General features: G+C 65.1%; 18 protein-coding genes. 15 read left to right on the top strand and 3 right to left on the bottom strand.

Annotated elements, in window-relative coordinates; all coding sequences use genetic code 11:
* The first annotated feature begins 4 nt into the window (after positions 1-4).
* The gene (boxB, locus tag N2603_RS43500; RefSeq protein WP_260387038.1) at positions 5-1,456 is read left to right on the top strand and encodes a benzoyl-CoA 2,3-epoxidase subunit BoxB; all 1,452 of its coding nucleotides are present in this window, start codon (positions 5-7) and stop codon (positions 1,454-1,456) included.
* Positions 1,457-1,637: 181 nt separating this feature from the next.
* Here the strand turns inward: boxB and N2603_RS43495 are convergent, their stop codons facing one another.
* Positions 1,638-2,438: an SDR family NAD(P)-dependent oxidoreductase gene (locus N2603_RS43495; protein WP_260387037.1), complete on the bottom strand. Its 801-nt coding sequence runs from the start codon at positions 2,436-2,438 to the stop codon at positions 1,638-1,640.
* A 112-nt stretch (positions 2,439-2,550) separates the two neighbouring features.
* Positions 2,551-3,609, bottom strand: a complete 1,059-nt coding sequence (locus N2603_RS43490; RefSeq protein ID WP_260387036.1) for a polysaccharide deacetylase family protein — start codon at positions 3,607-3,609, stop codon at positions 2,551-2,553.
* Between the two features lie 167 nt (positions 3,610-3,776).
* Here N2603_RS43490 and N2603_RS43485 point away from each other — a divergent pair, with 167 nt between their 5' ends.
* The 12 genes from N2603_RS43485 to phoB all read left to right on the top strand — a co-directional run bounded on the left by N2603_RS43485 (position 3,777) and on the right by phoB (position 15,580).
* Positions 3,777-5,171, top strand: coding sequence for an OmpA family protein (locus tag N2603_RS43485; protein WP_260387035.1), 1,395 nt, complete (start codon positions 3,777-3,779; stop codon positions 5,169-5,171).
* A 2-nt stretch (positions 5,172-5,173) separates the two neighbouring features.
* Positions 5,174-5,470 (top strand): hypothetical protein, encoded by a 297-nt coding sequence (locus N2603_RS43480; RefSeq protein ID WP_018644511.1) that lies wholly within the window; start codon positions 5,174-5,176, stop codon positions 5,468-5,470.
* 101 nt (positions 5,471-5,571) lie between these two features.
* The gene (locus tag N2603_RS43475; protein WP_260387034.1) at positions 5,572-6,162 is read left to right on the top strand and encodes a TetR/AcrR family transcriptional regulator; all 591 of its coding nucleotides are present in this window, start codon (positions 5,572-5,574) and stop codon (positions 6,160-6,162) included.
* A complete protein-coding gene (locus N2603_RS43470; protein WP_260387033.1) occupies positions 6,159-7,091 on the top strand; it encodes a haloalkane dehalogenase in 933 nt (310 codons plus the stop codon). Before N2603_RS43475 ends, N2603_RS43470 begins: the two co-directional genes overlap by 4 nt.
* Before the next feature lie 604 nt (positions 7,092-7,695).
* Entirely contained in the window at positions 7,696-8,751 is a 1,056-nt protein-coding gene (locus tag N2603_RS43465) for a lysylphosphatidylglycerol synthase domain-containing protein (RefSeq protein WP_260387032.1), read from the top strand.
* A gap of 74 nt (positions 8,752-8,825) precedes the next feature.
* Positions 8,826-10,124: an ATP-binding protein gene (locus tag N2603_RS43460; RefSeq protein ID WP_260387031.1), complete on the top strand. Its 1,299-nt coding sequence runs from the start codon at positions 8,826-8,828 to the stop codon at positions 10,122-10,124.
* A gap of 145 nt (positions 10,125-10,269) precedes the next feature.
* Positions 10,270-11,283, top strand: coding sequence for a phosphate ABC transporter substrate-binding protein PstS (pstS, locus tag N2603_RS43455; protein ID WP_026312226.1), 1,014 nt, complete (start codon positions 10,270-10,272; stop codon positions 11,281-11,283).
* Positions 11,284-11,466: 183 nt separating this feature from the next.
* Positions 11,467-12,456 carry a phosphate ABC transporter permease subunit PstC gene (gene pstC / locus N2603_RS43450; RefSeq protein WP_026312227.1) on the top strand — a complete coding sequence of 330 codons (990 nt, stop codon included), beginning with the start codon at positions 11,467-11,469 and terminating at the stop codon, positions 12,454-12,456.
* A 1-nt stretch (position 12,457) separates the two neighbouring features.
* Positions 12,458-13,303: a phosphate ABC transporter permease PstA gene (gene pstA, locus N2603_RS43445; protein WP_018644519.1), complete on the top strand. Its 846-nt coding sequence runs from the start codon at positions 12,458-12,460 to the stop codon at positions 13,301-13,303.
* A complete protein-coding gene (pstB, locus tag N2603_RS43440) occupies positions 13,300-14,121 on the top strand; it encodes a phosphate ABC transporter ATP-binding protein PstB (protein ID WP_018644520.1) in 822 nt (273 codons plus the stop codon). The genes pstA and pstB overlap by 4 nt, the downstream gene beginning before the upstream one ends.
* An 11-nt stretch (positions 14,122-14,132) precedes the next feature.
* Complete coding sequence (phoU, locus tag N2603_RS43435) at positions 14,133-14,849, top strand: phosphate signaling complex protein PhoU (RefSeq protein ID WP_018644521.1); 717 nt, start codon at positions 14,133-14,135, stop codon at positions 14,847-14,849.
* A 23-nt stretch (positions 14,850-14,872) separates the two neighbouring features.
* On the top strand, positions 14,873-15,580 hold the full coding sequence (phoB, locus tag N2603_RS43430; protein WP_008143479.1) for a phosphate regulon transcriptional regulator PhoB: 708 nt from the start codon (positions 14,873-14,875) through the stop codon (positions 15,578-15,580).
* Positions 15,581-15,822: 242 nt separating this feature from the next.
* Here the strand turns inward: phoB and N2603_RS43425 are convergent, their stop codons facing one another.
* Positions 15,823-16,335: a GcrA family cell cycle regulator gene (locus N2603_RS43425; protein ID WP_018644522.1), complete on the bottom strand. Its 513-nt coding sequence runs from the start codon at positions 16,333-16,335 to the stop codon at positions 15,823-15,825.
* Between the two features lie 454 nt (positions 16,336-16,789).
* Between N2603_RS43425 and N2603_RS43420 the strand changes: the two genes are divergently transcribed.
* Entirely contained in the window at positions 16,790-17,998 is a 1,209-nt protein-coding gene (locus N2603_RS43420) for an aspartate aminotransferase family protein (protein ID WP_260387030.1), read from the top strand.
* Positions 17,998-18,921, top strand: a complete 924-nt coding sequence (gene argF, locus N2603_RS43415) for an ornithine carbamoyltransferase (protein ID WP_260387029.1) — start codon at positions 17,998-18,000, stop codon at positions 18,919-18,921. The genes N2603_RS43420 and argF overlap by 1 nt, the downstream gene beginning before the upstream one ends.
* The last annotated feature ends 121 nt before the right edge of the window (positions 18,922-19,042 follow it).

Raw genomic sequence — 19,042 nt, 5'->3', positions numbered from 1 at the left:
GGCCATGAACATGAACATCATGAACGTCGACTACTCGACCAAGATTCCCAACAACGTGAATCTCGCCGAAGATCGCCAGGTGCTCAAGGCCCTCGAAGGCTGGCATCCCGGCTACATGGACTGGTGGAGCGACATGGGGCCGGAAGGTTTCCAGGAATCGCTGGTCTATCTGCGCACCGCTTACTCCGTCGATCCGCGCGGCTGGGCCAAGTTCGACTATGTTCGCATGCCCGACTATCGCTGGGGCATTCTCCTTGCTCCCCAGGAAGAAAATCGCGTCGTTCCCTTCGGCGAGCATTATGGCGAGCCGGCCTGGCAGGAAGTCCCCGGCGAGCACCGCGCCATGCTGCGCCGCCTGATCGTGATCCAGGGCGACACCGAGCCGGCCTCGGTCGAGCAGCAGCGCCATCTCGGCAAGACCGCGCCCTCGCTCTACGACATGCGCAATTTGTTCCAGGTCAATGTCGAGGAAGGCCGCCATCTCTGGGCGATGGTCTATTTGCTGCAGAAGTATTTTGGCCGCGACGGACGTGAAGAAGCGGATGATTTGCTGCGCCGCCGCTCCGGCGATGCCGACGCGCCGCGCATGCTGGGCGCCTTCAACGAGGCGACGCCGGACTGGCTGTCCTTCTTCATGTTCACCTATTTCACCGACCGCGACGGCAAGATGCAGTTGCACTCGCTGGCGCAGTCGGGCTTCGATCCGCTCTCGCGCACCTGCCGCTTCATGCTGACGGAAGAAGCGCACCACATGTTCGTCGGCGAGACCGGGATCACCCGCGTCGTGCAGCGCACCTGCGACGCCATGCGCGAAGCCGGCATCACCGATCCCACCGACATCGCCAAGGTCCGCGCGCTCGGCGTGATCGATCTGCCGACCATCCAGAAGAAGCTGAACCTGCACTATACGTTGTCGCTCGACCTGTTCGGCTCGGAGGTCTCGACCAACGCGGCCAACGCCTTCAACGCCGGCATCAAGGGGCGCTATCACGAGACCCAGATCGAGGACGATCACCAACTCAAGAACTCCACCTATCCGGTGCTCAAGCTGATCAACGGCGAGGTCAAGCTGGTCGACGAGCCGGCACTGACCGCGCTCAACATGCGCCTGCGCGACGATTACAGCCAGGACTGCGTCAAGGGCATGCTGCGCTGGAACAAGGTGATCTCAACCGCGGGCTACGATTTCAAGCTGACCCTGCCCAACGTCGCCTTCCACCGCCACATCGGCGAGTTCAAGGACGTGCATGCCACGCCCGACGGCATCCTGATCGACGATGCGACCTGGGCGAAGCGCAAGGACGAATGGCTGCCCTCGACTGCCGACGGCGACTTCATCACCTCGCTGATGCAGCCCGTCACCGAAACCGGCAAGTTCGCGTCCTGGATCTCGCCGCCGAAGGTGGGCATCGACAACAAGCCGGGTGACTTCGAGTACGTGAAGATCGAGTCGTAGGCGGTCCTTCACCTCTCCCCGCTTGCGGGGAGAGGTCGGATCACATCGTAGATGTGATCCGGGTGAGGGGGTACAGGTGCGGCGACAATCTCCCGTGGGGAGAGAAGCCCCTCACCCCAACCCTCTCCCCGCAAGAGCGGGGCGAGGGAGCGCACCGTCCGCGCCGCAAACAGCGCGCCGCCTACCCCGCGATCTCCAGCCCGGCATTCGCATACACCACGCCGCCGTCGACGGCGATGGTGTTGCCGACCACGTAATCGCCCGCGCGCGAGGCGAGATAGATTGCGACGCCCGCCATATCCTCGTCGGTGCCGATCCGCCGTGCCGGAATGCGCTTGGCGACCTCGTCCGCATGATCGCGTGCGGCGCGGTTCATGTCGGATTTGAATGCGCCCGGCGCGATCGCGGTGACGTTGATGTTGTCCTTGATCAGCTTCGTCGCCATGCGCCGCGTCAGGTGGATCACGGCGGCCTTGCTGGCGGCGTAGGAGTAGGTCTCGCTCGGATTGACGAAGATGCCGTCGACGGAAGCGATATTGATCACCTTTGCCGGACGTTCTGCGCTGGCGGCCGCGCGCAGCGGCTTGGCCAGCGCCTTGGTCAGGAAGAACAGCGACTTGACGTTGAGGTCCATCACCTTGTCCCAGCCGCTCTCGGGGAATTCGTCGAACTCCGCGCCCCAGGCAGCGCCGGCATTGTTCACGAGGATGTCGAGCTTCGGCTCCAGCTTGGCGATCTCGGAGGCCAACTTGTTGCAGCCTTCGACGGTGGAGATGTCGATCGGCAACGCGATGCATTCGCCGTCATATTGCGCGGTGAGCTCTTGCGCGGTTGCCTCGCACGGTCCCGCCTTGCGCGCAGTGATGTAGACCTTCGAAGCCCCGGCGCTGAGGTATCCCGCCGCGATCATCTTGCCGATGCCGCGCGAGCCTCCGGTCACGAGCGCGACGCGGCCTTTGAGCGAGAACAGATCGTTGAACATGGTTCCTCCCTTGGTTGCCGTCCGTTGTGGGCGGGGCGGGGAGGGAGTCAATCCATCGTCGTCCTGGCCTTCGCCAGGACGACGGCTGAGGGTGTGGCGATAGCGGAGGCGATTAAGCCGCCGCGATCCGGCGAAAGCCGTTCCACATCGCCGTTGCTGCGCCCGAGGTCAGCACCGGCAAAATCCGCGTGTCCTGGTAGTTGCCGTTGAGCGAGACGCGCGGCAGCGCAGTCATGTGGCCGGCGTTCTCGGCGAACAGCATGCCGGGCCGCGTCGTCACCGCGGTCTTGAATCCGGCGGAAGCGGCAAGCGCAAATTCACGCTCGCCCGCGGCGTCGCGGTCACCATAGGGATAGGCGAAATGCAGCACGGGACGCTCCAGCGCCCGCTCGATCCGCATGCGGCTCACGGCCATCTCCTGCGCGGCGATCTCTTCCGCCTGCTTGGCGAGATTGCAATGGCTGATGGTGTGCGCGCCGATCGTGACCAGCGGATCGGCGGCGAACCTCTTCATCTCGTCCCAGGACAGGCAGAGGCTGCGGCACAGCGCTTCCATGTCGACACCGTGCCTGGTGCAGAGCGCCGCGATCTCGCGGGCCAGATCATGCTCGCCGGGCAGCGCGCGCAGCCAGTCGTGCAGGCGGTCGAACGTCGCCTGCTTCGCCGCCGGCGTCGTCGCATCGAGCCGTAGCGCGGAATGGCCGATCTCGACCTCGATCTGCTCGGCCCTGGCGATCACGGCCTCCAGCGCGGTCCACCACAGCCGTCCGGTGCCTTCTGCGAAATCGCTGGCGACATAGACCGCCAGAGGCGCGTCAAATTCGCGCAGCACCGGCAGTGCATAGTCCAGATTGTCGCGATAGCCATCGTCGAGCGTGAAGGCGGCGAAGCGGCGGTCGAACCGGCCCTGCACCAGCCGCTCATGCAGCTCGTCCATGCTGACGATGTCGATGTCGCGCGTGCGCAGATGGCTCAGCGTGGCGCGCAGGAACTCAGGGGTGACTTCGAGATGCCGGTTCGGCTGGAACGCGTCCTCGCGGGCGGGCCTCACGTGATGCAGCATGAAAATGGCGCCGACGCCCGAGAGCAGTGGACGCAGCAGATGGTGCGCACCACTGAAGTAGAGCGCCCCCAGCCCGGCGCGGATCACGTTGTTGCGGAGTTGTTTCATTGCAGGCTGGCCGACCCCCGGGCATTCCGCCCTCAACTCTAAGGAAGGACCCTTGAAGAAAAAGTTATTCCAATTGTCCACGCGGGGCCCTCGGAAGGGCACGATTTCCGGTTTGACAGCCCGCCAAGGGTTTGTTTTGTCTCCGGTTCCAGAGTTCGGGTCGTCGAATGCAGAAGCTTTTCAGGTGGGCCAGCAAATGGTGGCCGGGGTTGATTCCCCTGGTCGTCATGTGGGGATTTGCGGCCTGGAATAATACCTTGCCGGTCGAGGCGGATTTGTCCGCCCGCAGCTCGGCGGCGCTAAAGGATACCGTTCTGGACAAGACCCGGATCGCGGTGGACGGCCGCGACGTCAGTCTGGCCGCGGACGCCTTTTCCGAGGAGGGGCGTCGCGATGCGGTGATGGCGGTCGAGCTCGTCCCGGGCGTGCGCCTGGTCGACGACCGGACCCGCCTCGTTCCCGAGGCCAAACCCTTCGTCTGGAATGCCGAGCGCGACGTGGTGCGGGTGACGCTGTCGGGTTCCGCCCCCCTGCCGTCGATGAAGGCCCGCCTGACCGAGGCGGCGCGCAAGGAGGTCGGCGGCGTCGAGGTGGCCGATCAGATGGGTCTTGCACGCGGCGCGCCGCCGCGTTTCGAGGCGGCCGCGATGCTGCTGCTCGACCAGATCGGCAAGCTCAAGGACGGCAAGATCACGATATCAGATACCAAGGTCAATCTGTCGGGCATGGCGCGCGAGCTCGGCGGTCGCGAGGCGATCGCGGCCGCGCTGAAGAATCTTCCCGAGGGGTTCTCGATCGCCGCGAACGAGATCAAGGCGCCGCCCTACATCTTCCAGGCCTACAAGGATCCGGTTGCCGCAACCGTGACGCTGACCGGCTACGTCCCCGACAACAATGTCCACGGGGCGATCGCCACCAGCGCGTCGCGAAAGTTCTTCGGCGAGAAGGTCGTCGACAATCTCAAGGCCAGCATCGGCGCGCCCGCCTCGTTCAACCCCGCCGTGGTCGCGGCGCTCGGGGCGCTGTCGCGGCTGTCGACCGGCACGCTCGTCGTCTCCGACCGCGAGGTGAAGCTGTCGGGCGATGCGCTCTATGAAGGCGCCGCCAACGACATCCGCGCCGGCCTCGGCAAGGATTTTCCCAAGACCTGGCAGTACAAGCCGGAGATCACAGTGAAGCCGGCGCCGGGCCCGGTCGACGGCACGGTCTGCCAGCAATTGTTCTCCGAGCTTCTTGGCAAGGGCAAGATCCGCTTCGCGGCCAAGCGCGCCGACATCGATCCGGACTCCGCCGGCATCCTCGATCATCTGATCGAGACGGCACTGCGCTGCCCTAACGCCAATATCGAGGTTGCAGGTCACACCGATGCCGACGGCGAGGATTCCTTCAACCAGGCGCTCTCCGAGAAGCGGGCGCAGGCGGTGATCGACTACCTGGTCAAGGCTGGCCTGCCCGCCAGCCGTTTCAGCGCGGTCGGCTATGGCGCGACGCAGCCCGTCGCCGGCAACGACACCGATGACGGCAAGGCCCAGAACCGCCGCATCGAATTTCTGGTGAGGTGACGATGCCCTATCTCGTCTCGTTCCATATGGGCTGGCTGATCGGTTCGGTGCTGCTGGGCTTCTGCATGGGCTGGATTTCGGTGGTCCAGCGCGGCAACGGCACCTCGAAGGTCACCGCGCGCTGGCTCGCCTTGCTCGCCGCGGGCCTGGTCGCGGCCTCGTTTGCCCATGTCGTTCCCGGCCGCTTCGGCTACTGGCTCGACCTCGGCCTGATCATGTTCGCCTGCTACCTCGTCGGCTGCACCATCGGCGCCTGGCTGCGCGACCGGGTGGTCGCGCGGACCGCGCCGCCGGCCTGAGACGTCGGTTCGCCCGGACAGCCCCTCGACATCGCGTAAATCGCCCGGCTGGCACGACAATCGTCGAAGCGCGATGTCACGCTTGACAATAATACGTACTCATGCCCAAGCCCTCGCTCAAAGACGCCATCCTCCACGCCGGCCTGAAGGTCATGTTCCGCACCGGCTATCACGGCACCAGCGTGCGCGACGTCACCGCTGCTGCGGGCGCGCCGCAGGGGTCCTTCACCAACCATTTCCGCTCCAAGGAGGCGTTCGCCTCGGAGGTGCTCGACCGCTATTTCGACGTCACAAGAGGGCTGGTCGCCGAAGCGCTAGAGGACGCCTCGCTGACGCCGCGCGCGCGGCTGCGGCGCTACCTCGACATCATCACCGGCCGTCTGGAGGCCGATGGCTATGGCCGCGGCTGCCTGATCGGCGATCTCAGCCTGGAGGCATCAGGCAGCAGCGAACTGCTGCGTGTGCGTCTCACAGAAATCTTTGCGGAGTGGCGTGCGCCCTTCGCCGCCTGCATCGCCGATGCACAGACACGCGGGGAGATCGCATCCGATTTCGAGCCCGAGGAGCTCGCCGACTTCCTGCTCGCGTCCTGGCAGGGCGCGATCCTGCGCATGAAGGTCGACCGCAATCCCAACGCGCTCGAACGCTTCAAGACCATCGCCTTCAAAACCGTGTTCAAGGAGATGACATGAGCAAGCCAGCCGAGATCGAAATCCGAAACGCATCAATCCTGGGAAGCAGCATGGCCTATCGCGAGACGGGCGCGAAGGATGCGCCGATCGCGCTATTCCTGCACGGCAATCCGACGTCCTCGCACATCTGGCGCAACATCCTGCCGCTGGTGGCGCCGGTCGCGCATTGTGTCGCGCCCGACCTGATCGGCTTCGGTCAATCCGGCAAGCCCGACATCGCCTATCGCTTCTTCGATCACGTCCGCTATCTCGATGCGCTGATCGACGGGCTCGGCGTCTCCTCGGCCTATCTCGTCGCGCAGGACTGGGGCACAGCGCTCGCCTTTCATCTCGCCGCGCGCCGGCCGGACTTCGTGCGCGGCCTTGCCTTCATGGAGTTCATCCGGCCGATGCCGACCTGGCAGGACTTTCACCACACCGAGGTCGCGGAGGAGCAGGACCACGCCGAGGCGGCGAGGGCTGCGTTCCGCAAATTCAGGACGCCGGGCGAGGGCGAGGCCATGATCCTCGAGGCCAACGCATTCGTTGAACGCGTGCTGCCCGGTGGCATCGTGCGCAAGCTCAGCGACGATGAGATGGGGCCCTATCGCGCGCCATTCACGACGCCGGAGAGCCGCCGTCCCGTTCTCGCCTTTCCCCGCGAGCTGCCGATCGCAGGCGAGCCTGCCGACGTCTACGCGACGCTGCAATCCGCGCATGCCGCGCTCGCTGCCTCGTCCTATCCAAAACTGCTGTTCTCGGGCACGCCCGGTGCACTCGTCGCTCCGGAATTCGCCGAGCGGTTCGCTCGCTCGCTGAAGCATTGCGCGCATGTACATCTCGGAGCCGGGCTGCACTTCCTCCAGGAGGATCATCCCGAGGCGATCGGCCGCTCCGTCGCCGGCTGGATTGCCGGGATCGAGGCAGTGCGTCCGCAGCTTGCGGCGTGACGGAGACGACCTTCTGAACCTCTCCCGCTTGCCGGAGAGGTCGGCATTCGGCGGCCAGTTGGCCGCCGTTCTGGAACAAGCCGAGGTCTCTCCTCTTGGGGATTCTCGATTTCGGAGACACCCCAACCCTCTCCCGCAAGCGGGAGAGGGAGTGCACCTCCGCCGTGGCGTGGGCTAATTTCCGGAATCGGAATGCTGCGCTGCAGTGCACCAGCAAGCCCCGTGCACAACGCGGCCCTTCGCCCCTCTTTCAACAGGCCGGCGCGGCCCATAGATTGATTTCGGCTTAAGGCGTGAAGGAACATTGTGCGGCCGAAATCATCAAAACTTCATGGCGACTGCGCAGGATTGCCACGGAGATTCGCGTCAAGCCTTGCCGCCGAAAGCGCCAAACCGTGCACCGGGAGCTCGCAACCTGCCTAAAACATTGAATGCACGTGTTTTTGTTCGAATTGCCGAATTCCACTCCGCGCCGAAACGCGCTAGTGGAGAGGCGGGGGGCATGCGCGATGCCGGAGCCGGCGGTGAGGGGCCGTCGAGCGCCTGTGCGTCGTTCGCCCATTCGCCGGCCGTCCTGGCCGCTGAAGTGTTGTTCGAGGTCTAGATGCTGGAAGCCATACGCAGGGCGATGACGTTTCTGCGCCAGAAGCAAATCCTGCATAAGCTTGGCGTTGTGATCAGCGTCGCGGTCATCGGCATCGCTTGCTATGTGCTCTACCACATGCTGCGCGGCATCGATGTCAACGAGGTCCTCGAAGCGATCAAGAGCACCGAGCCGAGCCAGATTGCGATGGCCGCGCTGTTCGTCGCTGCCGGCTATTTCACCCTGACCTTCTACGACCTGTTCGCCACGCGCGCGATCGGTCACGCCCACGTGCCCTACCGCATCAACGCGCTTGCCGCCTTCACCAGCTATTCGATCGGCCACAATGTCGGCGCCAGCGTCTTCACCGGCGGCGCGGTGCGGTATCGCATCTATTCGGCCTACGGGCTGAACGCGATCGATGTCGCCAAGATCTGCTTCCTCGCCGGCCTGACCTTCTGGCTCGGCAATGCCGCCGTGCTCGGCCTCGGCATCTCCTACCATCCGGAGGCGGCCGCCTCGATCGACCAGCTTCCGCCCTGGCTGAACCGGACGCTGGCGCTGATGATCATCATGGCGCTTGTCGCCTATGTGGTCTGGGTCTGGACCCAGCCGCGCGTGGTCGGCCGCGGGCCCTGGACCGTGGTGCTGCCGGGCGGACCGCTGACGCTGCTCCAGATCGCGATCGGCATCATCGACCTCGGCTTCTGCGCGCTGGCGATGTACGTGCTGGTGCCGGACGAGCCCAATCTCGGCTTCGTCGTGGTCGCGGTGATCTTCGTCTCGGCCACCCTGCTCGGCTTTGCCAGCCACTCGCCCGGGGGCCTCGGCGTGTTCGACGCCGCCATGCTGGTCGGCCTCTGGCAGATGGACCGGGAAGAGCTCCTCGGCGGCATGCTCCTGTTCCGCGTGCTCTATTATCTGTCCCCCTTCGTCATATCTGTAATCTTGCTGACGTTTCGCGAAGTTATAATCGGTGCCCGATCGAAGCGCTTGCAACAGGCGGCGCTCAAGCTCGACCCCGGCCCGGCGCCTGAAGCCGCCTATGTGAGAGAGCGCAGCGACGGCGGCGTCTGACCGGCGCCAAGCCTTTAAGATAAGGCCCCTAAGACAAGGCCGTTAGGACACGTCCTCCAGGAGAAGCCCGCCCGATGGCGATTGACGCCCCTTCTTCTCCCGCTGCCCAGCCCTGGTCCGACCGGCTGCGGCACTCGACCATCATCCTGATCGCCGCGGCGCTGGCGCTGTCGGTGGTGGTCTCGCTCGGGGAATTGTCGGCGCTGCACGCCATTGCCGTGTTCCTCTGCATCGCCGCCGCGGCGCTGATCCCTTGGCGACTGCACGATCCCGCCGCCTCGCGCGACGATGTCAGGCGCATCAACCCGGTCGAGAGCGCCGCGGTGGCCGCGGTCGTCGCCGGCATGCCGGATCCGGCCGTGCTGCTCGACCGCGCCGGCCGCGTCATCCATCTCAATGCCGCAGCCGCCCAGCTCGCGCCGGCGCTGCGGCGGAATGAGCTTGCCCAGTTCGCGCTGCGCTCGCCGGAGATCATCACGGCGCTGCGCGAGTCGATCGCAACCACGGAGCCGCGGCGCGCGACCTATCTCGACCACGTCCCGGTCGATCGCTGGATGGAGCTGATCATCACGCCGGTGCCGGTGCCGACCTCGTTCGGCGGCGCCGACAAATGCATGCTGATGACGTTCCACGACCAGACGCCGCTGCGCCGGGTCGAGGAGATGCGCGCCGACTTCGTCGCCAATGCCAGCCACGAGCTGCGTACGCCGCTCGCCGCGCTGTCGGGCTTCATCGACACGCTGCAGGGCCAGGCCAAGGACGATCCCAAGGCGCGGGAACGCTTCCTCGGCATCATGCACAACCAGGCCACCCGCATGGCGCGCCTGATCGACGATCTGCTCTCGCTGTCGCGGGTCGAGCTGTCGGCCCATGTCCGGCCCGACACCCTGGTCGACCTCTTGCCGATCATCCGCCAGGTCGCCGACGGGCTGGAGCCGCTGGCGCGCGAACGTCAGGTCGAGGTCGAGATCCATCTGCCGGAGCCGCCGGTGATGATCGCGGGCGACCGCGAGGAGCTGCTCCGCCTGTTCGAGAACCTGATCGAAAATGCGCTCAAATACGGCGCCTCGGGCGGACGCGTCATCGTGTCGCTGACATCAAGCGCCGCCGCTGATGGAACTCAGGAAATCCGGGTCATGGTCCGCGATTTCGGCCCCGGCATCGCGCCCGAGCACCTGCCGCGGCTGACCGAGCGGTTCTACCGGGTCGACGTCGGCGACAGCCGTTCGCAGGGCGGCACCGGGCTCGGATTATCGCTGGTGAAACATATTCTTAACCGTCATCGCGGCCGGCTTTTGATCGAAAGCGTGCCCCGGCAGGGGGCTACCTTTACCGCCTGTTTTCCCCAGGCGAAGCCCCCGGTTCAGATCTGAAACTCAAGCGATTTCAATCGCTTGGTGGTGTCATCCGACTGTCACGAAACCTTCGTAAAAGCACAGCCGACCGCTCCTAAAGGGGCGGGCGCGGGGAGCGCGATCGGGCGCGGATGGCGCTTCGCTCCCCTGTATGGAGACCAGCATGAATTTCATCAAAACGATCGTCGCTGCCGGCTTGGTCGCCGCAACGACGACGGCGGCCTTTGCTGCCGATATCACGGGTGCCGGTGCGACCTTCCCGTTCCCGATCTATTCCAAGTGGGCTGACGCCTACAAGAAGGAGACCGGCAACGGTCTGAACTACCAGTCGATCGGCTCGGGCGGCGGCATCAAGCAGATCCAGGCCAAGACCGTGACCTTCGGCGCCAGCGATGCGCCCCTCAAGGCCGAGCAGCTCGAGAAGGACGGTCTCGTCCAGTGGCCGATGGTGATGGGCGCCATCGTTCCCGTCGTCAACATCGAAGGCGTGAAGCCCGGCGAGATGGTGTTCGACGGCGAGACGCTGGCCAGCATCTATCTCGGCAAGATCACCAAGTGGGACGACGCCGCGATCAAGAAGCTCAATCCGAATGTGAAGCTGCCGTCGGAAGCCATCACCGTGGTTCGCCGCTCGGACGGTTCGGGCACCACTTTCAACTTCACCAACTACCTGGCCAAGGCCAGCGCGGACTGGAAGAGCAAGGTCGGCGAGGGCACCGCGGTCGAGTGGCCGGTCGGCGTCGGTGCCAAGGGCAACGAAGGCGTGTCGGGCAACATCAGCCAGACCAAGAACTCGATCGGCTACGTCGAGTACGCCTATGCCAAGCAGAACAAGCTGACCTACACCGGTCTCGTCAACAAGGCCGGCAAGCCGGTGCAGCCGACCGTCGAGGCCTTCCAGGCGGCCGCCTCCAACGCCGACTGGGCCAAGGCGCCCGGCTACTACGTCATCCTGACCGACCAGCCCGGCGACAAGTCCTGGCCGATCACCGCGGCGACCTTCATCCTCATGCACAAGGAAGCCACCGATAAGGCGGCCTCGCAGGAAGCCATCAAGTTCTTCCGCTGGGCCTTCAAGAACGGCGGCAAGGCGGCTGAAGAGCTCGACTACATCCCGATGCCCGAAGGCGTCGTGACCCTGATCGAGAAGACCTGGGCTGCCGAGATCAAGAGCTAAGTAGAGCTCTCGTGTCCCGGACGCGGTGCGGCATGAAATGCCGCTCCGCCGAGCCGGGACCCACAAGCACTAGGCCCCGGATCAGCGGCGCATCGCTTCGCGCTGCACCGCATCCGGGGCACGGGACCGCCACCAACAACAAGCGTATAGAAATAACGGGTACAGGGGATCGGCGTGGCTGAGATGGCTGTCGAGAGCAACGTAATTGATGCCGCCGGACCGTATGATCGCGCCAAGGCCTTGAGCGCGTTCAAGCTCGGCGATCTCACTTTCTACTGGATCACGCGGCTGTCCGCGATTTCGGTGCTGCTGATCCTCGGCGGCATCATCATCTCGCTGATCGTCGGCGCCTTCCCGGCGATGAAGGAGTACGGCATCTCCTTCCTGTGGACGCAACGCTGGGCGCCGTCGGCCGATCCGCCCGTGCTCGGTGCCCTCGGGCCGATGTACGGCACGCTCGTCACCTCCTTCATCGCGATGCTGATCGCCATCCCGGTTGGTCTGGGCATTGCGATCTTCCTCACCGAGCTGTGCCCGCAATGGCTGCGCCGCCCGATCGGCATGGCGGTCGAGCTGCTCGCCGGCATCCCCTCGATCATCTACGGCATGTGGGGCTTCTTCGTGCTGGGCCCGTTCCTGGCCAACACGTTCCAGCCCTTCATGATCAAGATCTTTGACGGCGTTCCTGTGCTCGGAGCGATCTTCGCTGGTCCCCCGTCCTATCTCAGCCTGTTCAATGCGGCGCTGATCCTCGCCATCATGGTGCTGCCCTTCATCACCTCGATCTCGGTCGACGTGTTCAAGACCGTGCCGCCGGTGCTGAAGGAAGCCGCCTACGGCGTCGGCTGCACCACTTGGGAAGTCGTCCGCAGTGTGGTGATCCCCTACACCCGCGTCGGCATCATCGGCGGCGTCATGCTGGCGCTGGGCCGCGCGCTCGGCGAGACCATGGCGGTGACCTTCATCATAGGCAACTCGTTCCGGATATCGTCCTCGATCTTCGCGCCCGGCACGACGATCTCGGCGGCGATCGCATCCGAGTTCGCCGAGAGCGACGGCCTGCACCAGTCCGGCCTGATCCTGCTCGGCCTCTTGCTGTTCGTGCTGACGTTCTTCGTGCTCGCGGCCGCGCGGCTGATGCTGCTGCGTCTGGAAAAGAAGGCGGGGAAGTGACATGAACCCGATCTACGTACGTCGCCGCCGCAAGGACATCATCGTCCGCGGGCTCTGCATCGGTGCCGCCGCTTTCGGCGTCACCTGGCTCGCGCTGATCCTGATGACCCTGCTCTACAACGGGCTGGCAGGCCTGAACCTCGAGATATTCGTCGCGGACACGCCGCCTCCGGGCTCGACCGAAGGCGGTCTGCGCAATGCGATCGTCGGTTCGATCATCATGACCGTGATCGGCGTCGGCATCGGCGCGCCGCTCGGCCTGTTCGCCGGCACCTATCTCGCCGAATACGGCCGCAACGACCGCCTGACCTCGGTGATCCGCTTCATCAACGACATCCTGCTCTCGGCGCCCTCGATCATCATCGGCCTGTTCATCTACGGTGCGGTGGTGGTGCCGATGCGCGGATTCTCGGCGATTGCGGGCGCGCTCGCGCTCGCCGTCATCGTCATCCCGGTGGTGTTGCGCACGACCGAGGACATGCTGCTGCTGGTGCCGAACGCGCTGCGCGAGGCGGCCTCCGCGCTTGGCCTGCCGCGCTCGCTGGTGATCAAGCGTATCGCTTATCGTGCGGCCCGCTCGGGTCTCATCACCGGCGTGCTGCTTGCCACCGCCCGCGTCGCCGGCGAGACCGCGCCGCTGCTCTTCACCGCGCTGTCGAACCAGTTCTTCAGCCTCGGCCTGAACAAGACGATGGCGAACCTGCCGGTCACCATCAACAACTTCGTGCAGAGCCCCTACGCCTATTGGAAGCAGCTCGCCTGGAGCGGCGCGCTGCTGATCACGATCACCGTGCTTGCCCTGAACATTGGCGCGCGCATCCTCGGCGCCGAGAGGACTGCAAAATGACCGATCTTTCCGTATCCGTGAGTTCCAACGCCCATCTGGCCTCACAGCAGCCGCTGCCGGAAGCGCCCGCAAAGGTGACGGTGCGCAACCTCAACTTCTATTACGGCGAGCACCACGCGCTGAAGAACATCAACCTGACGCTCGGCGCCAACCGCGTCACGGCGTTCATCGGCCCGTCGGGCTGCGGCAAGTCGACCCTGCTGCGCATCTTCAACCGGATGTACGACCTCTATCCGGGCCAGCGCGTCACCGGTCAGCTGATGCTCGACCAGACCAACATCCTCGACCCCAAGCTGGACCTGAACCTGCTGCGCGCCCGCGTCGGCATGGTGTTCCAGAAGCCGACGCCGTTCCCGATGACGATCTACGAGAACATCGCCTTCGGCATCCGCCTCTACGAGAAGATCTCGAAGTCCGAGATGGACGACCGCGTCGAGAAGGCGCTGCGCGGGGGCGCGCTGTGGAACGAGGTCAAGGACAAGCTCAACGCCTCGGGCCTGTCGCTCTCCGGCGGCCAGCAGCAGCGCCTCTGCATCGCCCGCACCGTCGCGGTGCGGCCTGAGGTGATCTTGTTCGACGAGCCCTGCTCGGCGCTCGATCCGATCTCGACCGCCAAGGTCGAGGAGCTGATCCAGGAACTGTCCGAGAACTACACGATCGCGATCGTCACCCACAACATGCAGCAGGCGGCGCGCGTCTCCGACAAGACCGCCTTCATGTATCTCGGCGAGCTGATCGAGTTCGACGACACCAGCAAGATCTTCACGTCGCCGAGCGACCGGCGCACGCAGGACTACATCACCGGCCGGTTCGGCTGAGGAGACGCGACATGGCTTCTGAACATACCGCAAAGGCCTTCGACACCGACCTCCAGGAGCTCACCCGCCTGGTCGCCGAGATGGGCGGCATCGCCGAGCGCATGATCGTCGATTCCGTCGACGCGCTGATCCGCCGCGACGTCGCGCTCGGCCAGCGCGTCGTCACCATCGACGCCGAGCTCGATGCGCTGCAAAAGAAGATCGAGGAGCGCGCTGTGCTCACCATCGCCCGCCGCCAGCCGATGGCGGTGGATCTGCGCGAGATCGTCGGCGCCATGCGCGTTGCGACCGATCTCGAGCGCATCGGCGACCTCGCCAAGAACATGGGCAAGCGCGTCGCCGCGCTCGATGCCGACTTCCATCCGCTGAAACTGTTCCGCGGCCTGGAGCACATGACCGACCTCGTGCAGCAGCAGGTCAAGTCGGTGCTTGACGCCTATGCCGCGCACGATCTGCCGGCGGCGATGGCGGTGTGGAAGGGCGACGAGGAAGTCGACGCCATCTGCACCTCGCTGTTCCGCGAGCTCCTCACCTACATGATGGAGGATCCGCGCAACATCTCGTTCTGCATCCATCTGATGTTCTGCGCCAAGAACATCGAGCGGATCGGCGACCACGCCACCAACATCGCCGAGACCGTGTTCTACATGATCGAGGGCCAGGCCATCACCGACAAGCGGCCGAAGGGCGACATGACGACCTTCGCCACGACGGTCCCGAATACCTGAAGACTTAAGGAGCGACGACAACCATGGGCGCACGCATTATGGTGGTTGAGGACGAGGAAGCTCTCACCGAGCTTCTCCGCTACAACCTCGAAGGCGACGGCTATGACGTCGAGACGGTGATGCGCGGCGACGATGCCGACACCCGCCTCAAGGAGCACATCCCCGACCTGATCGTGCTCGACTGGATGCTGCCGGGCCTCTCGGGCATCGAGCTGTGTCGGCGGCTGCGCACCCGTCCCGAGACCAAGCAGCTTCCCATCATCATGCTCACCGCGCGCGGCGAGGAGAGCGAGCGGGTGCGCGGGCTTGCGACCGGCGCCGACGACTACATCGTCAAGCCGTTCTCGGTGCCGGAGCTGCTGGCGCGCGTGAAGGGCCTCCTGCGGCGCGCGAGCCCTGAGCGGCTCGCCACCGTGCTCGCCTACGGCGACATCGAGCTCGATCGCGACAAGCGCCGCGTCGCGCGCTCGGGCCGGCCGATCGATCTCGGCCCGACCGAATATCGCCTGTTGGAGTTCTTCCTGGAGCATCCCGGCCGCGTGTTCTCGCGCGAGCAGCTGCTCGACAGCGTCTGGGGCCGCGACATCTACATCGATGAGCGCACCGTCGATGTCCATATCGGCCGCCTGCGCAAGCTGCTCAATCTCGGCCGCGAGCAGGACCCGATCCGCACCGTCCGCGGCGCCGGCTATGCGCTCGACGATCGCTTTGCGAAGGCGGAGCAGACGTAAGCTGGTTTAGAGAGCTGCCGCCACAACATCGGTGTCGTCCCGGACAAGCGTGAGCGCAGATACGGGACCCATAACCACAGAGCGTAGTTGTTGCGCGAAAGGGTAACTCCGAGTCCCCGTAACCACATCTTGCGGTGGCTATGGGTCCCGGATCTGCGCGCGCTTGGGGCGCGCTTGTCCGGGACGACATCGGGTATTGAGCCGTCATCGTGTGACGGCTGCTTCTTGATCTCAGAACAAACTCAGCGCGTGCCAGGCTTCGCCGGTGCGCGACGGCGGTCCGCCGCGGGCTGATACGCCACGCGCGAGTGCTGGGCGCAGTAGGGCAGGCCCGATAGCGCCTTGCCGCCGCAGAAGAAGAAATCCGGGCTCGAGGGATCGCCGACCGGCCAGTGGCAGGTCGCCTCGTTCAGCTCGAGCAGCGACAGCCGCTGGCTCATCGGCACCACGTTGTCGTAGGTCACGGGTTCAGCCTCGACCTCGACCTCGAAGGCCTGCGCCAGCGCGGTGTTGCCGCGTGCGATGGGGCGGCTGACCCGCATCATGTGCTGAGCCGGACGCGCCTTGCGCGGCCGGGGAGCTGCCGATGAGGGGCTCTTGGCGCGGCCGGACAGGCCGAGCCTGTGCACCTTGCCGATCACGGCATTACGGGTCACGTTGCCGAGCTCGGCTGCGATCTGGCTGGCCGACAATCCGGCCTCCCAGAGCTTTTTCAGCTGCTCGACGCGATCGTCGGACCAGGTCAAAACCGTCATTGCACCCTTTCCCTCGCCGTGCGGCTGCCGTCCTGGCGCCTTGCGGCGAATGCCTAAGCCTCGAAAAACCCGTGCCGCCAGAATCCCTTAAGGCTCGCCGGGCGTAACCAGAACGCCCGAACGTTTACGCCGGTACATGAGGACTTAGAGGATCAGAACTGCTGCACGAGATGTCGTATCTGACAAGCCAAACGCTACAATATGGCGTGACTCACGCGCAAGAGTCAGCCGACTCGCTTCCACATGTTCCGTGGCAAAAACCCCGCAAATCCGGCACCGCAAGACTACGGATTCAGCGTTTCGCGGGGCTTTCGGGCGGCATTGACACCCGTTCTACCCGGCATAAGATAGTGTCACGTGCCGCCCTTAAAAGGCGGCACGTTTCGTTTTCCGGGCCGGTCAATGGTGCGCTGCGTGAGCGCGTTCAGGCCGTCCGCAACATCAAGTGATCGTCATGACTAACAGCGCCGCGCCGCATTTGCTCCCCGTTTTCGCCAGGGCCGACCTCGGTTTCGAGCGCGGCGAAGGCTGCTGGCTGATCGCGACCAATGGCGAGCGCTATCTCGATTTCACCTCGGGCGTCGCGGTGAACGCGCTCGGCCACGCCCATCCCGCGCTGGTCAAGGCGCTGCAGGAGCAGGCGACCAAGCTCTGGCACATGTCGAACCTGTTCCAGAGCCCGGACGGCGAGAAACTCGCCGCGCGTCTGTGCCAGGAAAGCTTTGCGGACTTCGTGTTCTTCTGCAATTCCGGCGCCGAAGCGCTGGAAGGCGTGATCAAGCTGGTCCGCCATCATCACTTCTCCAAGGGCCAACCGGAGCGCTACCGCATCATCACCTTCGAGGGCGCCTTCCATGGTCGTACGCTGGCGACGCTGGCCGCGACGGGATCTGCAAAATATCTCGAAGGGTTCGGTCCGCCGATGGACGGGTTCGACCAGGTCCCGCACGGTGACATCGAAGCCGTGAAGAAGGCGATCGGTCCGCAGACTGCCGGCATCCTGGTCGAGCCGATCCAGGGTGAGGGCGGCGTGCGCTCGTCGACGCCCGCCTTCCTCAAGGCGCTGCGCCAACTTTGCGACGAGAAGGGCCTGCTGCTCGCCTTCGACGAGGTGCAGACCGGCATGGGCCGCACCGGCGATCTCTTCGCCCATCGGCGCACGGGCGTTACACCCGATGTGATGTCGCTCGCCAAGGCGCTCGGCGGTGGCTTCCCGATCGGCGCGGTGCTGGCGACCGCGGAGGCGGCGGCCGGCATGGGCCCCGGCTCGCACGGCTCGACCTTCGGCGGCAATCCGCTGGCGATCTCGGCTGCCAATGCCGTGCTCGACGTCATGCTCAAGCCTGGCTTCTTCGACCACGTGCAGAAGATGTCGCTGCTGCTCAAGCAGAAGCTCGCCTCCGTGATCGATCGTCACCCTGACGTCGTCAGCGAGGTGCGTGGCGAGGGCCTCTTGATCGGCATCAAGGCCGTGGTGCCCTCGGGCGATCTCGTTGCGGCCCTGCGCAATGAAAAACTTCTGACGGTCGGCGCCGGCGACAATGTCGTGCGCTTCCTGCCGCCCTTGATCGTCACCGAAGCCGAGATCGAGGACAGCGTCGTGCGGCTGGAGCGCGCCTGCGCTGCGATCTCGTCCAGCCAGACCAAGCGGGCGGCAAGCTGATGAGCAAGTCGCCGAAGCACTTCCTGGATATCAACGAGCTGCCGTTGTCGGAGCTCAAGAGCATGCTCGACGCCTCCTCCGCCATGAAGGCGAAGCAGAAGGCGCATCAGCCGGTTAAGCCGCTCGAAGGCAAGACGCTGGCGATGATCTTCGAGCGTCCCTCGACGCGCACCCGCGTCTCGTTCGACGTCGCCATGCGCCAGCTCGGCGGCGAGCCCATCATGCTCACCGGCGCCGAGATGCAGCTCGGCCGCGGCGAGACCATCGCCGACACCGCACGCGTGCTGTCGCGCTATGTCGATGCCATCATGATCCGCATCCTCAACCATGATGCGCTGCTGGAGCTTGCGGCGAATGCGACCGTGCCGGTCATCAACGGCCTGACGCGGCGCTCGCATCCCTGCCAGGTGATGGCGGACCTCCTCACCTATCAGGAGCATCGCGGCCCGATCGAGGGCCGGACGGTGGCCTGGACCGGCGACGACAACAACGTGCTGGCGTCCTGGGCACATGCCGCCGAGCGCTTCAAATTCCAGCTCAATGTCGCAACGCCCCCGGAGCTCGCGCCGAAGAAGGCGATGCGCGACTTCATCAAGGCCACCGGTGCGCCGATTGTGCTCGGCACCGATCCCGAGGCCGCCGTGAAGGGCGCCGATTGCGTCGTTACCGACACCTGGGTGTCGATGGGCGACAAGGAAGGCGAGCACCGCCACAACGTGCTCAAGCCCTACCAGGTCAATTCGAAGCTGATGTCGCTGGCCAAGCCCGACGCGCTGTTCATGCACTGCCTGCCCGCCCATCGCGGCGAGGAGGTCACAGACGAGGTGATCGACGGCCCGCAATCGGTCGTGTTCGACGAGGCCGAAAACCGCCTGCACGCGCAGAAGGGCATTTTGGCCTGGTGCTTCGACGCGGTGAAGTGATTCAGTTGTCGTCCCGGCCTAGTGCGCAATTGCGCACGGGGGCCGGGACCCATAACCACGAATATCGGTTTGGCGAAGACCGCGGGCCTCCGCTTGCCCGCCACAAGAGAGATCACGCGGT

It is taken from the genome of Bradyrhizobium huanghuaihaiense (assembly GCF_025200885.1).
Lineage (GTDB): Bacteria > Pseudomonadota > Alphaproteobacteria > Rhizobiales > Xanthobacteraceae > Bradyrhizobium > Bradyrhizobium huanghuaihaiense.
Note: the sequence above shows the minus strand (reverse complement) of the source record. Positions and strands in the feature narration are given on the sequence as shown.

Bases quoted from the DNA above. Each gene is read 5' to 3' on its own strand.
- pstA (WP_018644519.1), top strand. From the start codon at position 12,458: ATGAACCCGATCTACGTACGTCGCCGCCGCAAGGACATCATCGTCCGC.
- N2603_RS43470 (WP_260387033.1), top strand. From the start codon at position 6,159: ATGAGCAAGCCAGCCGAGATCGAAATCCGAAACGCATCAATCCTGGGA.
- N2603_RS43480 (WP_018644511.1), top strand. From the start codon at position 5,174: ATGCCCTATCTCGTCTCGTTCCATATGGGCTGGCTGATCGGTTCGGTG.
- N2603_RS43420 (WP_260387030.1), top strand. From the start codon at position 16,790: ATGACTAACAGCGCCGCGCCGCATTTGCTCCCCGTTTTCGCCAGGGCC.
- N2603_RS43475 (WP_260387034.1), top strand. From the start codon at position 5,572: ATGCCCAAGCCCTCGCTCAAAGACGCCATCCTCCACGCCGGCCTGAAG.
- phoB (WP_008143479.1), top strand. From the start codon at position 14,873: ATGGGCGCACGCATTATGGTGGTTGAGGACGAGGAAGCTCTCACCGAG.
- N2603_RS43425 (WP_018644522.1), bottom strand. From the start codon at position 16,335: ATGACGGTTTTGACCTGGTCCGACGATCGCGTCGAGCAGCTGAAAAAG.
- pstS (WP_026312226.1), top strand. From the start codon at position 10,270: ATGAATTTCATCAAAACGATCGTCGCTGCCGGCTTGGTCGCCGCAACG.
- pstC (WP_026312227.1), top strand. From the start codon at position 11,467: ATGGCTGTCGAGAGCAACGTAATTGATGCCGCCGGACCGTATGATCGC.
- N2603_RS43495 (WP_260387037.1), bottom strand. From the start codon at position 2,438: ATGTTCAACGATCTGTTCTCGCTCAAAGGCCGCGTCGCGCTCGTGACC.
- N2603_RS43460 (WP_260387031.1), top strand. From the start codon at position 8,826: ATGGCGATTGACGCCCCTTCTTCTCCCGCTGCCCAGCCCTGGTCCGAC.
- phoU (WP_018644521.1), top strand. From the start codon at position 14,133: ATGGCTTCTGAACATACCGCAAAGGCCTTCGACACCGACCTCCAGGAG.
- N2603_RS43490 (WP_260387036.1), bottom strand. From the start codon at position 3,609: ATGAAACAACTCCGCAACAACGTGATCCGCGCCGGGCTGGGGGCGCTC.
- pstB (WP_018644520.1), top strand. From the start codon at position 13,300: ATGACCGATCTTTCCGTATCCGTGAGTTCCAACGCCCATCTGGCCTCA.
- boxB (WP_260387038.1), top strand. From the start codon at position 5: ATGAACATGAACATCATGAACGTCGACTACTCGACCAAGATTCCCAAC.
- N2603_RS43485 (WP_260387035.1), top strand. From the start codon at position 3,777: ATGCAGAAGCTTTTCAGGTGGGCCAGCAAATGGTGGCCGGGGTTGATT.
- N2603_RS43465 (WP_260387032.1), top strand. From the start codon at position 7,696: ATGCTGGAAGCCATACGCAGGGCGATGACGTTTCTGCGCCAGAAGCAA.
- argF (WP_260387029.1), top strand. From the start codon at position 17,998: ATGAGCAAGTCGCCGAAGCACTTCCTGGATATCAACGAGCTGCCGTTG.